The organism is Cytobacillus praedii (genome assembly GCF_001439605.1).
GTDB classification, from domain to species: Bacteria; Bacillota; Bacilli; order Bacillales; family Cytobacillaceae; genus Cytobacillus; species Cytobacillus praedii.
This window is the reverse complement of record NZ_LMBX01000016.1, coordinates 61,108-76,642: the sequence shown is the minus strand read 5'-3', so window position 1 is coordinate 76,642 and position 15,535 is coordinate 61,108. Positions and strand designations below refer to the sequence as shown.

Genomic DNA, 15,535 nt, shown 5'->3' with positions numbered 1-15,535 from the left:
CCCCCTTACTATTCTGCGTATACGTATTTCAATGCATGTTCTGCATCAGCATATGGAGCATTTTCAGCATAATCTGTTGCATCATTAACGATTGCCATAATACGATCGTTCATTTCTTTTTCTTTTTCATCATTTAAGATGCCATTTTCTTTTAAGTAAGCAGCGAAAGTAATAATAGAATCTTTCGATTTTGCTTCTTCAACTTCTTCACGTGAACGATATGGACGATCATCATCATCAGAAGAGTGTGGAGTTAAGCGGTAAGATACCGTTTCAACAAGTGATGGACCTTCACCACGGCGGCCTCTATCAGCTGCTTCTTTAACTGCTTTATATACTTCAAGTGGATCATTTCCGTCTACAGTAACCCCTGGCATACCGTAACCAATTGCACGATCAGAAACTTTTTCACATGCTAATTGTTTTTCAATTGGAATTGAGATCGCATACTTGTTATTTTCACACATGAAAATAACAGGAAGCTTGTGAACTCCAGCAAAGTTTGCACCTTCATGAAAGTCTCCTTGGTTAGAAGAACCTTCACCAAATGTTACAAAAGTTACTAAGTCTTTTCCTTCCATTTTTCCAGCTAAAGCAATACCAACTGCGTGTGGAACTTGCGTAGTAACTGGAGAAGAACCTGTTACGATGCGATTTTTCTTTTGACCAAAGTGTCCTGGCATTTGACGGCCGCCTGAGTTTGGATCTTCTGCTTTAGCGAATGCAGAAAGCATTAAGTCTCTTGCAGTCATACCAAAAGTTAATACAACACCCATGTCGCGGTAGTATGGAAGAACATAATCCTTCTCTTTATCAAGCGCATACGCTGCACCAATTTGTGCTGCCTCTTGACCTTGACATGAAATAACAAATGGAATTTTACCAGCGCGGTTTAATAGCCACATACGCTCATCAATACGACGTGATAAAAGCATCATTTCATACATTTCTAATACTTTCTCATCACTTAATCCTAAATCTTTATGACGATTTTTTTTAGCCATTTTGTAACCTCCTAAATAAATATGTACTAGAGAGCTAATATTTAGCTCTCTATATTTTTATCCATGAATAGCTTTTCCATCCACAGCTAGAGCTGCTTCACCGATTGCTTCTGATAGTGTTGGGTGCGGATGAATTGTATGAGCAACTTCCCAAGGTGTTGCATCAAGTACTTTAGCAAGTCCAGCTTCAGAAATCATGTCTGTTACGTGTGGACCAATCATATGCACGCCAAGAATATCATTTGTTTCTTCATCGGCAACAATTTTCACGAAACCATCAGATTCACCAAATACAAGTGCTTTTCCGATTCCTTTAAAAGAAAACTTCCCAGTTTTCACTTTAAATCCTTTTTCTTTTGCTTGATCTTCAGTTATCCCAACACTTGCCGCTTCAGGAGAACTGTAGATGCATTTAGAAACAAGATCATAGTCGATTGGAGATGGATTTTCACCAGCGATATGTTCAACTGCAACGATACCTTCATGTGAAGCAACGTGTGCAAGCTGTAAGCCGCCGATTACATCACCGATCGCATAAATATGAGATTCTTTTGTTTGAAAATATTCATTTGCAACGATATAGCCTTTTTCTACTTGGATATCTGTATTTTCAAGACCGATGCCTTCTACGTTCGCTTGACGTCCAACAGATACAAGAATTTTCTCAGCTGTAAATTCTTTTTGTTCGCCTTTAACTTCTGCAGAAATTGAAACAGTATTCCCTTGTTTTAATGTTTCAGGAAGAACTTTTGCACTTGTTACGATGTTTACACCCTTTTTCTTCATCAGGCGCTGCATTTCTTTTGAGATTTCTTTATCTTCTGTTGGGATAATACGATCTGAATATTCGATAACAGTAACTTCTGCTCCGAAATCTGATAGCATTGAAGCCCACTCAATACCGATAACGCCGCCGCCAACAATAATGATTGACTTTGGAATTTCTTCCATTGCTAAAGCTTCATCAGATGTCATTACATTACCGCCAATCTCAAGTCCAGGCAATGTACGTGGACGTGAGCCAGTTGCAACGATGACATTTTTAGGAACTAGCATAGCATTTTCTTCTCCGTTGTTCATTTCAACAGAAATTGTTCCTGGCATTGGAGAGAAGATTGAAGGACCTAAAATACGTCCCATTCCTTCAAATACGTCAATTTTTCCTTGCTTCATTAAGTGCTGAACACCTTTATGAAGCTGATCAACGATTTTGCCTTTTCGCTCTTGAACTTTACCAAAGTTCACAGAAACATCACTTGTGATAACACCAAAGTCTTCACTATGCTTTGTTTGTGCATATACTTCTGCACTGCGAAGTAATGCTTTACTTGGAATACATCCCTTATGTAAGCATGTACCACCAAGTTTTCCTTTTTCTACCAATGCAGTTTTTAATCCAAGTTGAGAAGCACGGATAGCTGCTACATATCCGCCAGTTCCTCCACCAAGAATGACCAAATCATATTCTTCTGCCACAATATTTCCTCCTAATCAGAAAAGCGCAAGCGCCTTGCTCACCCTTCAGTCCCACAACACAATTCTCCCACAGAAAAGTATTCTTTACCTTTTGCGAGAGAGTTGTCTTGTGACCTCGAGGTCGACAAATGCGTGACGTCCTCCCAAAAGCTTCGCTTTTGATCATGCGATGTGTCGCTGCTGAAGCTTTCCTTATCCAGTCGGATAGTCGACACGAGAACGTCCTGTACTGCGGGGCTGGCAGCTTGCGCTAGACAGTATTTATACTACAAGAAGAGAAGTTCCCTACTATTAAACAGTAGCTTCTACATTCACATTTCCTGGATATACTTTTTCATTTTCTTCTCCACGAAGGACACGAAGTGCACCTTCAGCAAGAGCTTGTAGCTCGTCTTCGCCTGGTTGAACAATTACATCGGCAATCCAGCTAATGCGGTCGCTGATTTCTTTTACGAAGCTCTTACCGTAGGCAAGTCCGCCAGTAATGATGATCGCATCAACTTTCCCATTAAGGACAGCACTTGCAGCACCGATCTCTTTAGCAACTTGATAAGCCATTGCTGAATAAACAAGCTTCGCTTTTTCATCGCCAGCTTCGATCATTTTTTCTACTTTAACTGCATCATTCGTACCTAGGTATCCAACAAGACCACCTTGGCCAACAAGCATTTTCGTAATTTCTTCACGGTAGTATTGACCTGAGAAGCATAATGAAACTAAATCGCCAATAGGAACAGTTCCTGCACGTTCAGGGCTGAAAGGACCTTCCCCATGCAATCCATTATTTACATCGATTACTCGGCCTTGCTTATGAGCACCAACTGTAATTCCTCCACCCATATGAGTGACAATTAAGTTCATATCTTCGTACTTCTTGCCTAATTCCTTTGCTACTCTGCGAGCAACCGCTTTTTGATTTAAGGCATGGAAAATACTTATGCGTTCGATTTTCGATAAACCAGAAATACGAGCAATTGGCTCCATTTCGTCAACTACAACAGGGTCAACGATATATGAAGGGATATTTAAAGCTGTAGCAATCTCATATGCAATAATACCGCCAAGATTGGAAGCATGCTGTCCAGCAAAGCCTTCACGTAAATCTTGAAGCATATCATCATTTACAGCGTATGTTCCGCCTTCAATTGGTCTTAGCAATCCACCGCGACCACAAACAGCGCTTAGTTTTGATATATTAAAGCCTTCTTGATCCAATGTCTCAAGAATAGCGTTTTTTCGGAATTCATATTGATCAATAATATTTTCAAATGAGTTAATTACATCAGTATCATGGCGTAATGTTTTTTCTAAAATAGAAATATCATTATCGAAAACTCCAATTTTCGTTGAAGTAGAACCTGGGTTGATAACGAGAATTCGATGTCCTTGTTCTTGCACAGTTAAACCTCCAGTTAAAAAGCAGTCTGGCACCTTAAAAGCAAGGTGCTTGAATAATTCCGCTCTATTTTTACTAAATGAGTCAAAGACGCTAAATATCAATTTAGCGCTTTGACCTGATCATTTGTTCTAACAATTACTGCTTATTATTTTTTACGGCTTAAAATGTGGTGGCCATTTTGAAGGAATTGGCTGCGAGAATTACGCATTCTTTCAATTCTTTCTTCAGCCATACGGTCAGCTGCTTTATAAGTAGGAATGCCATCGCGTTTTGAAATTTCGATAACTTTTTCAATTGTATCGTAAAGACCTTCAACTTTTTTCATTGCACGTTCAGCATTGTAGCCATATAATTCGTCAGCAACGTTAATAACTCCACCAGCGTTGATTACATAGTCTGGAGCATAAACGATACCCATTTCATGGATAATATCGCCATGACGTTCTTCTTTTAATTGGTTGTTAGCAGAACCAGCGATTACTTTTGCTTTAAATTGTGGAATTGTATCGTCGTTTACAGTTGCGCCAAGTGCACATGGTGCATAGATATCACATTCAACGCCGTAGATTTCATCTGGCTCAACTGCTTTTGCACCAAAGTCGTTAACTGCACGTTGTACAGCTTCTTTATTAATATCTGTAACGATTAATTGAGCGCCTTCTTCATGAAGATGTTTACATAGGTGGTAAGCAACGTTACCTACACCTTGTACTGCAACAACTTTACCTTCTAAAGAATCAGTGCCAAATGCAGCTTTAGCAGCAGCTTTCATCCCAACGTAAACACCATAAGCTGTTACTGGAGATGGGTTACCTGATGAACCGAATGCTGGAGAAATACCTGTAACGAAATCAGTTTCTTCATGGATAAGGTCCATATCAGCAACAGTTGTACCTACATCCTCAGCAGTGATGTAACGGCCATTTAAGCCTTGTACATAACGACCGAATGCACGGAATAACTCTTCATTTTTATCCTTCTTAGGATCGCCGATGATAACTGTTTTACCGCCGCCAAGGTTAAGACCAGCTGCAGCATTTTTGTATGTCATACCTTTTGCAAGACGTAATGCATCTTCAATTGCAGCTTCTTCTGAAGCATATGTCCACATACGAGTACCACCAAGTGCTGGTCCTAATGTAGTGTCATGGATAGCAATGATTGCTTTTAAGCCTGATGTTTTGTCTTGGCAAAATACTACTTGTTCATAATCATACTTTTCTAGATACTTGAAAATTTCCATGTTAAAATTCCTCCCAATAATTATACGTCTATTATTTTGAAGCAGAGCAGATCGCTAATGCTAATGAGTATAGCTTGCTTTCAGCTGAATCAGCTCTAGATGTTAAAACGATCGGTGCTTTTGCCCCAGCAATAACTGCTCCTACCTTAGCTTTTGCAAAGTAAATTAAGGATTTATAAAGGGCATTTCCAACTTCAATTGTCGGAACTAGCAGAATATCTGCTTGTCCAGCAACATCGCTTTTTATCCCTTTATGTTCAGCAGCAGTTAAGGATACTGCATTATCTAAAGCAAGCGGACCATCTACAATACAGCCAGCCAGTTGACCACGTTTATTCATAGCAGTCAAAGCGGCAGCATCTAAAGTTGCCTGCATTGCAGGGTTAACTACTTCCACAGCTGCGATAGGTGCAACTTTCGGATTGTCAACACCGATGCTTTTCGCGATTCCGACAGCATTTCTTGTAATCTGTGCCTTTTGCTCTAAATCCGGTGCGATATTCATTGCTGCATCAGTTAGAATTGTAAACCGGTCAAAACCGGGAACCTCAAAAACAGCAACGTGTGATAAAACACTTCCTGCTCTCAGACCATATTCTTTGTTTAATACAGCCTTTAAAATCGTAGCAGTTGGGACATTCCCCTTCATTAAAACATTCGCTTCATTCAATTTAACAGCTTTAACAGCATGTTCTGCAGATGCAGCTGGTGAATGAGTATGAATGATTTGAAGCTTTGGGTTTTTAGCTAAATCACCATGATGCTCTTCCATTATTTGAAGAATTTTTTCCTTATCTCCAAATAATATGAATTTTGCTAAATTCCTTTCGATCGCAGAAGCGACAGCTTCAATAACCTCATGATCTTCTGCAGCAGCAACTGCTACAGTTTTTTCTTCGTATTGGGTTGCTCTCTGTATAAGCGAATCCAATTCCATCGTCTCAACCCCTTTAAAGCACTTATTGCAATATCATGTTGCTACACTCATTATTCTAATATGCAAGAAGCGTGCCAAAATGAAAATGTGGATAAAACGCTTTTTTACAATAACTTTACCGTGCAACATTTTTCATACATGAAAATTATTGCGTGCTACTATTTGCAATCCCGTATTTTTCAAGCTTATAGTATAAATTCCTTACAGACAGCCCTAGAGACTTGGCTGTCATTGTTTTATTCCCTTCCATTTCCTGAAGGGTCTTTAGAATCATTCTTTCCTCATAATGTTCAACTAATTGGGCTAATGTTTTATCAGTTTTTATTGGCTCTTCCATTTGTACATTCGGATTATTCACCTTTTTTATCAGTTCAGGAACATGGTGTCCTTCAAGCTGAATTTCATTGTAATTCATAAAAATAATCGCCCTGCCCAGAATATTTTCCAGCTCTCTTACATTGCCAGGCCAATCATACTCCATGAGCTTTTTCATAGCGGAATCTGATATACTTTCTACATTTCGCCCATATTCTTGATTGATTTTTTGAATAAGCCGATTGCATAGCAAAGGAATATCTTCCTTCCTTTTTCGTAAGGAAGGGATATGAATAGGCATCCTATTAAGCCTATAATACAAGTCTTCCCTAAATGTTCCGCTCGCAATTCCTTTTTCTAAATTAACATTAGTTGCCGCAATCACCCTAACATTTATTGGGATAGACTTAGTACCCCCTACACGAGTGATTTCTTTTTCTTGCAAGATCCTTAATAGTTTAGCCTGTGTATTCGCAGTTAACTCACCAATTTCATCAAGGAAAATACTCCCATTATTCGCCTCTTCAAATAGTCCTCTTTTCCCGCCTCTTTTCGCTCCTGAAAATGCTCCCTCTTCATAACCAAAAAGTTCACTTTCTAAAAGCGACTCGGATAAAGCGGCACAGTTAACACGAATAAATTTATTGTACCTCCGATCACTTCCATTATGAATGGCATGAGCAAATAACTCTTTACCAGTTCCTGATTCTCCTCTTAGCAATACAGTGGCAGGTGTTTTTGCACCAAGACGCGCTTGTTCAACAGCAATGGTCATCTCCTCAGAGCGTCCAATAATATCATCAAAAGAATATTTTGCTTCAAGTGTACGAATAATCTGTCGGGCCCGATGCAATTCTCTGTTTAATGATTCAATCTCGGAAACATCATGGATAACCCCGACACTTCCTTTAATGATGCCATCCACAATGACAGGTGCTACATTAACTACGACTTCCTTTTTATTTGGGCCTACTCGCATGGCAACTCCCCTTACAGCCCTTCTTGTTTGAAGGACCTTCATGTGCACGCTTTCACCCTCTGAAATATCAGTTGTTGCAGGTTTCCCTAGGACTTCATCTTCTGAAAGACCAGTAATACGAGAATAAGCAGGATTAATTAATAAGCCTTTTCCGTTCTCATCTACTACTGATATTGCTTCATCACTTGATTGGATAATTGCCTGAAGCATGGTTTGAATTTCCTTTAAATCCGTTATTTCTTCAGCTAAATTCATCACTTCAGTTATGTCTTTAAATACGGAAAACGCCCCGAGCAATTCATTTTTCTCACCAATCATAGGAATCCTTGTCGTAATAACTTTTAATCCGTTATTCAATATAAGTTCCTGATTTGCCTCAATTCGCCTAGTCTTCATTACCCGTTTTAACCGGGTATTTGAAATAATTTGATCAATTGGACGTCCAATCGCATCTTTACTTTTAATGCCTGTCATTTTCTCCGCGCTTCTGTTGAAAAGAATAACCTCTGTGTTTTGGTTAACCCCTATCATCCCATCACCAGTCGTATTAAAAATAAGATCACGCTTATATGTCTCACTTTCAATACTTGAAATTAGCTTTTCTTTTTCTTCTATTAGACCCGCTATTAAAAAGGCTACACTTCCAGGTATCAATACGGAGTCTTTCTTTTTTGCTTCACGAAGCTCGAGAAACACATCCTGTCTGCCAGTTACTTCAACAATGATATCAATATCTTGTTCAATAAATTGCTTCCAATCTGTTCCTGTTGGAATTCCTACTTCCCTTGCTTTCTCAATGCCAGGTGCTTCGGGGTTACAATCCACTACCGCGATGACTTTCAGCATCTCTGTTTCTTTCATTATTTTTAAGATCGCAGAACCGCCTTTACCAGCTCCAACAATCATAACTGTTTGCATGTAATACCCACCTTTGGACCTTGAAGTTTATTTCACGAATTTTCTATTTATTACGCAACTTTTTTCATATACTTCTATTTTAAACATGATTGTTGTACTTGACAAATTTCTATATAAAATCAATACTTTTTTTAAGAGAACAAAATGAAGGGAACTACTGATGATAAGAATATTTGCTTTAATCATATTATTAATACCTGGATTTTTAGCAGCTTATGGCATTAAATTGATGAGAGATATGGTTTTTGGCATTTTGCAAAGCCCCTTCCCTTATCTATGGATGCAATTTCTTGCGGGTTTACTCTTATTTTTACTTGGACTTGGCTTTGTCGCCGGCTTTATCCTTTACCGTGATCGAAAAAGAAATAAAGTTCAAAACCGCTTTAAAAAATAAAGCAATCGGCAAAGATGCCGATTGCTTTTTTCCATTTTATCTATCTCTAATTTGCAATGCCTTAACTGGATCATCTGTAATAACAGCTGAGCATCCAACTGCAAAAAATCTCTGCAAATCTTTCTCTTTATTTACAGTATATGGCCTTACAGCTATTCCATACTCTTCAGAAGCCCTAACCAATTCATTAGGTGCAGCAGTATGCCTTGGATGAATACTTTTTGCGCCAATGGACTGAGCATAAACCCAAGGCATATATAGTCCTTCAGAAAACAATGGAGCCGTTTCTATCTCTTGATCAAGCCTATAGCAATAAACAATACTATAATGATTAAATGAAGATAGGATCACTCGATCCTTCAAATTATACGTATTAATAAGATCAAGTACCTTTTCTTCCATACCTTTATAGGGAAATACTCCATTTTTCAATTCGATATTACAGATGATTTGATTCGTCGTCATCCATTCTAAAACTTCCTCTAATGCAGGGATCGGTTCTTTTTGCAAAAGCTTCTTTTTTTTATAACTCGCATCTAGCTTTCTAGTTTCTTTAAAGGTAAAATCTTTAACAAAGCCTTTTCCATTCGTAGTCCGATCTACTTTTTCATCATGGATGACGACTAATTCTCCATCCTTTGTTAGCTGTACGTCGAGCTCAATCCCATCTGCACCTGCTGAAGCTGCTTCTTTAAATGCTTTCATTGTATTTTCAGGGTAAGCTTGAGAATACCCTCTATGAGCAAATATAAGTGTCATTAAATCACCCCTTTGGAGGAATAAAACATGAAAACTTTACAAATTTCGGCTGAATCAGCAAAAATGCTCGCTGAAAAATTAAACCTTCCCATTGAACAAATTATGCATATGCCACAGCATATATTGATTCAAAAAATGATGGAAGCAGAAAAGAAAACTACCCAATAAAAACGTTCGTAGTAAGTATATGTACGATTCGTAAAAAAGAGCGCTCCTAATTAAGAGCGCTCTCTTCATTATTATTTCATGGGTTCTATCCCTTTCAAGACGCTTTATGTTCTAAGCGGAGTTTATCAGCAACCATAGCAATAAACTCCGAATTTGTCGGCTTTGCTTTAGACATACTTACCGTGTAGCCAAATAGTGAAGAAATAGAATCAATATTCCCCCGGCTCCAGGCAACTTCAATTGCATGGCGAATGGCCCGTTCTACACGGCTTGCTGTTGTATTGTATTTTTTGGCAATATCCGGATACAAAACCTTAGTAATAGAACCAAGAAGTTCAATATCATTATATACCATCGAAATCGCCTCACGAAGATACATGTATCCTTTAATATGTGCAGGCACACCAATTTCATGAATAATGCTTGTAATACTCGCATCAAGATTCTTTGGCTTAGATTCTACTTGAGGACGATAGCTCGAAGAGGATTTTCTAATAATCGGATTTGTCTTTCCGCTAACTTGACGAATATGTCTTGCTAAATTATCCATATCAAATGGTTTTAAGATAAAATATGATGCCCCTAAATCTACCGCTTTCTTTGTGACGTCTTCCTGGCCAAATGCAGTCAGCATAATCACATTTGGCAATTGTGCTTTCTTCATATCCCGTAATCTTTCCAGCACTGCCAGCCCATCTAAATGAGGCATAATAATATCTAATACAAGAACATCTAGTTCTTCATGCTCGAGAATATCTAAGCAATCCTGCCCATTATGAGCAACACCTACAACTTCCATATCATCTTGAGATGAAATGTATTCATCTAAAAGTCCGACAAGCTCTCGATTGTCATCAACCACACATACTTTAATTTTCTTCACCTATTCTTTCCTCCTCGAACCATGTTAGTCTCTTTGCCATCTATATTTATTCTAATTGAGAAATTCGACAATGCAACAGAAATTCCTTTAGTTTTTTTAAATTTTCTCAAAAATAGGATAAAATCATTAGTTTTCTTTTATTTTCTCCTTAATTCGACTAATTTCATTACTTTTGTCGAAAAATCTTTGTTCCATTATATCATAAATGAAGAGACAGAAGGCTTTCCTTCTGTCTCCAACTGATGAACCTTAATTATTAAGATGCTTTTTCTCTAGGCTGCTCATAGATATTAATCCCAGCTTCATGGAGCATCCATTCAATATGAACACCATAGCCCGAGGTTGGATCGTTTACAAATACATGCGTGACCGCCCCAATTACTTTATCATTTTGTATTATGGGACTCCCGCTCATTCCTTGAACAATTCCTCCGGTTTTTGCCAACAGCTTAGGATCCGTTACTTTAATAACCATCCCTTTTGTAGCTGGAAACTTTTGAGGGATTGTGCTGACAATTTCGATATCAAACAGATTCACTTCATCATTATCCACAACAGTTAATATTTGTGCGGGGCCTTCTTTCACTTGGTGGGATAAAGCAATCGGCATCGGTTTATCAAGAATGCCATTCTTAACCTCTTGATTTAACTTGCCAAAAATACCAAATGGGCTGTTTTTAACGATATTTCCTATGACTTCCTTATCAGGAGAAAACCGAGCAAGTTTTTCACCAGGATTTCCATTGCTGCCTTTTTCAATGGACGTAACCGTTGAGCGGACAATTTGTCCATCATCAACGACAATAGCCTTCTTCGTATCCATATCAGATATAACATGACCTAACGCTCCATATTTTCTTGATTCTGGATGGTAAAAAGTCATCGTTCCTATTCCTGCTGCAGAGTCTCTTATATATAACCCCAGTTTATATGAACCCTCTGCCTTATCTTTCTTTGGAGTTAATTCAGTAGATATTTTTTCATTTTCACGATTAAGCATTATTTTAAGTGGGGTGCTTGTATTTCCTGCTTCTTGAACAAAAGGAGCAACATCCGACATTTTTTCAATCTTTTTCCCATTTATCTCTGTTATGATGTCCCCTATTTGAATCCCTGCTATTTCTCCAGGAGATGTTTTTCCATCTAATGTGTCAATCTGATGGTGGCCAACAACAAGTACTCCAATCGTGTTTAATTTAACTCCGATTGATTGGCCTCCTGGAATAACTTTAAAATCCTTCAGCACATTTACATCTACTTTTTTGATCGGAAAACCTGCTAGCTCTAAAAACATCTCATTTTCTCCATGCTTGTTTCCTTCCAGGGAGATTGAATGTGTATCTTCTTTAAGCGCAATGCTTTCACTATTTAAGGACAGCTCTGCAGACACCATTTTCGCCTTTGCCATTTCAAAATGCTGACCTTCAAAAAGCGTAATCTTATTTGGTATATGCAAATATTCTTGAAAGGGATTTGAGAAACCAATTGCAATTAATGAAACAAGGAGAATTCCACCAATTATTTTTCTAAAAACATTTAATGTCAAATTTTTCACTCTCCTCGCTTCTAATCCACAACGTCAAATGGCTACATCTTTAATTTTGCCTGCAAGTCGAGCATTTATAACTGATATAGAGAGAAAAAAGCTATCCTCCTTTGGATAGCTTTTCAATGTATCTTTAATTGCTCAGCAAGTTGAAGAAGCTCCTTTGCATGTTCCTTCGTTAATTCAGTAATTTCGACACCAGAAATCATCCGGCCAATCTCTTTAATCTTTTCTGATTCATTAAGCGATTTAACCGTAGTTTTTGTTCGTCCCTCAATGATATTTTTTGCAATATATAAATGTGTGTCAGCCATTGCAGCCACTTGAGGTAAATGAGAAATACATAAAACCTGCGAATTGACAGCCACTTTATGAATTTTTTCTGCAATGGCCTGGGCAACCCGGCCACTTACTCCCGTATCAACTTCATCAAATATGATGGAGGTTACGCCTTGATGCTTAGAAAAAATACTCTTTAACGCAAGCATTATTCTCGAAAGCTCTCCTCCTGAAGCAATTTTAGAAAGGGGCTTTAATGGTTCCCCTGGATTTGTGGATAGATAAAATTCACCTTTATCCATTCCATTTCTCATGAAACTTTCTGTATTTTTGACAAATTGAACCTCAAATACAGTTTTCTCCATATAGAGCTCTTTTAATTCTTTGTGAATTAATTTTGTTAGATTTTGTGCAGAAATTTTCCTAAGTGCACTTAGTTCATCTGCTTCAATTAAAAGATCCTTCCTTAGAGAAGCAATTTCCTTTTCCAGCTGATCTATATGTGTTTCCTTATTTAACAATGTTTCTATTTCTTCTTCAATTTTCGAAGCATATTCTAAAATTTCGTCTACCGTCTTGCCATATTTCCGCTTTAATTGATTGATTTCATTTAATCTGTCTTCAATTTCAGCTAATCTGGCCGGATCATATTCAAGAAAATCCATTTCATTCCGAATCGTGCGTGCTGCATCTTCTAACTGATAGAAACTATTTGAAACAGACTCTGCTAATTCCTTATAAGAAGGATCAAGTTCTGCAGCATTTTGAATATGTCCCATTACAAGCCCAATCCAATCAAGCCCTTTATATTCTCCTTGTAACCCATTGTATCCTGATTGCAGCGAATCATATACTCGTTCAAAATTACTAAGCTTTCGTTTTTCTTCCAGCAGCTCCTCATCTTCATTTAATTTTAAGTCAGCAGTGCGAATTTCATCCAGCTGAAATTGAATCAAATCAAGTCGATGAGCCATTTGCTGGTCATTTTCGCTTAGATTTTTTAATTGTTTTATCTTTTGCTCATAAGCATGATACACGTACTGGTATTCATTTAGAGCCGAAGAAATCTTTTCGCCTCCAAATTGATCAAGAAGAGAAAGGTGCATTGTTTCATCCATAAGCTCTTGATGCTCATGCTGTCCATGTATATCAATAATTGTACTGCCAATTTCTCTTAAAGTTGAAATTGTAACGAGCTTTCCATTTATACGACAAACACTTTTACCGTTGCTAGAAATATCCCTTCGTAAAATCGCCATTCCATCCTCAAGCTCAATACCAAATTCATTTGCTTTTGCAAAGCATGGATGGTTTGGGTCATCTAGTTGAAATAATCCCTCTATTTCCGCCTTTTCAGATCCATGACGGACAAACTCCGCTGATCCCCTGCCTCCTACAAGTAAATGAATGGCATCAATAATAATCGATTTTCCTGCTCCAGTTTCCCCGCTTAATACAGTTAAGCCCTTATCAAAGGAAATTGATAGGGCTTCAATAATTGCAAAATTTCTTATTGATAATTCAGTTATCATGATTATTCTCACCCCATATCAAATGCGCATTGGCATATTTCCCGCCCAGATTTTTATCGGACTCACTCGTAACTCCCTTTAAAAGTCTGAAGCATTTGCCGGCGCTTTAACTTTATTCAGTATGCATTAATTCAAAAGTAGATAGTAAGTACCTTTTGGATTTACTTCATCTCCATAGAAGTAGAGCTTAAGCTGAATAAATTAAAGCATTTCAAGAAAGCGATTTGAAATAGATTCTGTGTCCTCGGGTGTTTTACAAATAATTAAGATTGTATCATCCCCGCAAATGGTTCCTAAGATCTCTTCCCAATCCAGATTATCAATTAATGCCCCAATGGCCATTGCATTTCCTGGCAAGGTTTTCATAACAAGCAGATGACCTGCAGTATCTATTCGAACGAATGCATCCATCAGGTTTCTTCTTAGCTTTTGCAATGGATTAAAGCGTTGGTCAGCAGGAAGGCTATATTTATACCTGCCATCAATTAATGGTACTTTAACAAGATGAAGTTCTTTAATATCTCTTGAAACGGTTGCCTGCGTTACATTGTAACCCGCACTTTTTAACTCATCAACAAGATCATCCTGTGTCTCAATATCATTATTTGCAATAATCTCCCGAATTTTTATATGACGTTGTCCTTTGTTCATTATTTCACCTCTGTAAATGTTTGTTTCCATAAGACTTTGCTCGTGATTTAATACATGGCTTTAAGGAAAAAACACTAAATCCTACCTATATGTTAGCTGATTTTCCCTATAAAGTACAATTTTTCTTCAATTTCCGGGGGAATATTTATTGACTGACATGTACTATTTCCTGTTATTTGCTCAAAAAAAAGAAATAAGCCGCAGCCTATTCCTCTTGATTTGATTGTTTTGTTTTTAATTCTGAATGAGCTTCCTGCACAATATCCTTTGGTTTCATTTGGAGTAAATTATCTCCAAGTGTCTTTTCTCCAGTCCAGGAAAGGTGGAGTAAGAATTCAATATTGCCATCCCCGCCTGTTATAGGTGAGAACGAAATGTCGCATACATTATATCCAAGGCCAAGTGAGAAGTCGATTATCATTTCAAGAACCTGTTCATGCACCTTCGAATCCCTGACAATTCCTTTCTTCCCTACTTGCTCACGACCAGCTTCAAACTGCGGTTTAACAAGAGCAACCACATCACTATTCAATACGAGCAGCGTTTTAAGTACCGGAAGGATCAATTTTAAAGATATAAAGGATACATCAATAGAAGCAAAATTCGGCATCCCTTCCGTCAGGTCTGCAGGTGTCACATAACGGAAATTCGTTCGTTCCATCACAACTACACGTTCATCCTGCCTTAACTTCCACGCTAGCTGGTTATAGCCAACATCTAAAGCATAGGACATTTTCGCCCCATTCTGCAGAGCACAATCCGTAAAACCGCCTGTAGAGGCACCAATATCTAACAGAACTTTATCCTTCACATTTAAGTTAAATATTTTTAAAGCCTTTTCAAGCTTTAGTCCGCCCCTGCTTACATAAGGTAAAACCTTCCCTTTTATTCTTAAGGGAATATCACTATTTACTTTTTCGCCAGGCTTATCGAGACGACTTTCATTACTGAACACAAGTCCAGCCATAATTGTTCTTTTTGCTTTTTCTCTTGTTTCTGCTAATCCTCTTTCAACTAATAAAACATCTAATCGTTCTTTCTTTATTTTCATG

General features: G+C 37.9%; 14 protein-coding genes. 2 read left to right on the top strand and 12 right to left on the bottom strand.

Annotated features, from left to right (window positions below):
* Positions 1 to 8 precede the first annotated feature (8 nt).
* The 6 genes from ASU02_RS16805 to ASU02_RS16780 form a co-directional block, all read right to left on the bottom strand.
* Positions 9 to 1,004: a thiamine pyrophosphate-dependent dehydrogenase E1 component subunit alpha gene (locus ASU02_RS16805; protein ID WP_057765700.1), complete on the bottom strand. Its 996-nt coding sequence runs from the start codon at positions 1,002 to 1,004 to the stop codon at positions 9 to 11.
* 57 nt (positions 1,005 to 1,061) lie between these two features.
* A complete protein-coding gene (lpdA, locus tag ASU02_RS16800; RefSeq protein ID WP_057765698.1) occupies positions 1,062 to 2,480 on the bottom strand; it encodes a dihydrolipoyl dehydrogenase in 1,419 nt (472 codons plus the stop codon).
* 291 nt (positions 2,481 to 2,771) lie between these two features.
* The gene (buk, locus tag ASU02_RS16795) at positions 2,772 to 3,878 is read right to left on the bottom strand and encodes a butyrate kinase (RefSeq protein ID WP_057765696.1); all 1,107 of its coding nucleotides are present in this window, start codon (positions 3,876 to 3,878) and stop codon (positions 2,772 to 2,774) included.
* A 146-nt stretch (positions 3,879 to 4,024) separates the two neighbouring features.
* Positions 4,025 to 5,122: a branched-chain amino acid dehydrogenase gene (gene bcd, locus ASU02_RS16790; RefSeq protein ID WP_057765694.1), complete on the bottom strand. Its 1,098-nt coding sequence runs from the start codon at positions 5,120 to 5,122 to the stop codon at positions 4,025 to 4,027.
* Between the two features lie 31 nt (positions 5,123 to 5,153).
* The gene (yqiS, locus tag ASU02_RS16785; RefSeq protein ID WP_057765692.1) at positions 5,154 to 6,059 is read right to left on the bottom strand and encodes a phosphate butyryltransferase; all 906 of its coding nucleotides are present in this window, start codon (positions 6,057 to 6,059) and stop codon (positions 5,154 to 5,156) included.
* A gap of 145 nt (positions 6,060 to 6,204) precedes the next feature.
* Positions 6,205 to 8,271 carry a sigma 54-interacting transcriptional regulator gene (locus ASU02_RS16780; RefSeq protein ID WP_057765690.1) on the bottom strand — a complete coding sequence of 689 codons (2,067 nt, stop codon included), beginning with the start codon at positions 8,269 to 8,271 and terminating at the stop codon, positions 6,205 to 6,207.
* Between the two features lie 160 nt (positions 8,272 to 8,431).
* Between ASU02_RS16780 and ASU02_RS16775 the strand changes: the two genes are divergently transcribed.
* Positions 8,432 to 8,665 (top strand): DUF2627 domain-containing protein, encoded by a 234-nt coding sequence (locus ASU02_RS16775; RefSeq protein WP_053476945.1) that lies wholly within the window; start codon positions 8,432 to 8,434, stop codon positions 8,663 to 8,665.
* 36 nt (positions 8,666 to 8,701) lie between these two features.
* On the opposite strand, the gene ASU02_RS16770 is transcribed toward ASU02_RS16775, so the two are convergent.
* Positions 8,702 to 9,424: a glycerophosphodiester phosphodiesterase gene (locus tag ASU02_RS16770; protein ID WP_057765688.1), complete on the bottom strand. Its 723-nt coding sequence runs from the start codon at positions 9,422 to 9,424 to the stop codon at positions 8,702 to 8,704.
* A 27-nt stretch (positions 9,425 to 9,451) separates the two neighbouring features.
* Between ASU02_RS16770 and ASU02_RS25995 the strand changes: the two genes are divergently transcribed.
* Complete coding sequence (locus ASU02_RS25995) at positions 9,452 to 9,592, top strand: YycC family protein (RefSeq protein ID WP_082631843.1); 141 nt, start codon at positions 9,452 to 9,454, stop codon at positions 9,590 to 9,592.
* Between the two features lie 94 nt (positions 9,593 to 9,686).
* On the opposite strand, the gene spo0A is transcribed toward ASU02_RS25995, so the two are convergent.
* From spo0A to ASU02_RS16745, 5 genes are all read right to left on the bottom strand, one after another.
* A complete protein-coding gene (spo0A, locus tag ASU02_RS16765) occupies positions 9,687 to 10,475 on the bottom strand; it encodes a sporulation transcription factor Spo0A (RefSeq protein ID WP_057765686.1) in 789 nt (262 codons plus the stop codon).
* A gap of 256 nt (positions 10,476 to 10,731) precedes the next feature.
* Positions 10,732 to 12,021, bottom strand: coding sequence for a SpoIVB peptidase (gene spoIVB, locus ASU02_RS16760; protein ID WP_057765684.1), 1,290 nt, complete (start codon positions 12,019 to 12,021; stop codon positions 10,732 to 10,734).
* A 122-nt stretch (positions 12,022 to 12,143) separates the two neighbouring features.
* Entirely contained in the window at positions 12,144 to 13,832 is a 1,689-nt protein-coding gene (gene recN, locus ASU02_RS16755; RefSeq protein ID WP_057765682.1) for a DNA repair protein RecN, read from the bottom strand.
* 201 nt (positions 13,833 to 14,033) lie between these two features.
* The gene (gene ahrC / locus ASU02_RS16750) at positions 14,034 to 14,483 is read right to left on the bottom strand and encodes a transcriptional regulator AhrC/ArgR (RefSeq protein WP_057765680.1); all 450 of its coding nucleotides are present in this window, start codon (positions 14,481 to 14,483) and stop codon (positions 14,034 to 14,036) included.
* A gap of 205 nt (positions 14,484 to 14,688) precedes the next feature.
* The gene (locus ASU02_RS16745) at positions 14,689 to 15,534 is read right to left on the bottom strand and encodes a TlyA family RNA methyltransferase (RefSeq protein ID WP_057765678.1); all 846 of its coding nucleotides are present in this window, start codon (positions 15,532 to 15,534) and stop codon (positions 14,689 to 14,691) included.
* Position 15,535: the final 1 nt, after the last annotated feature.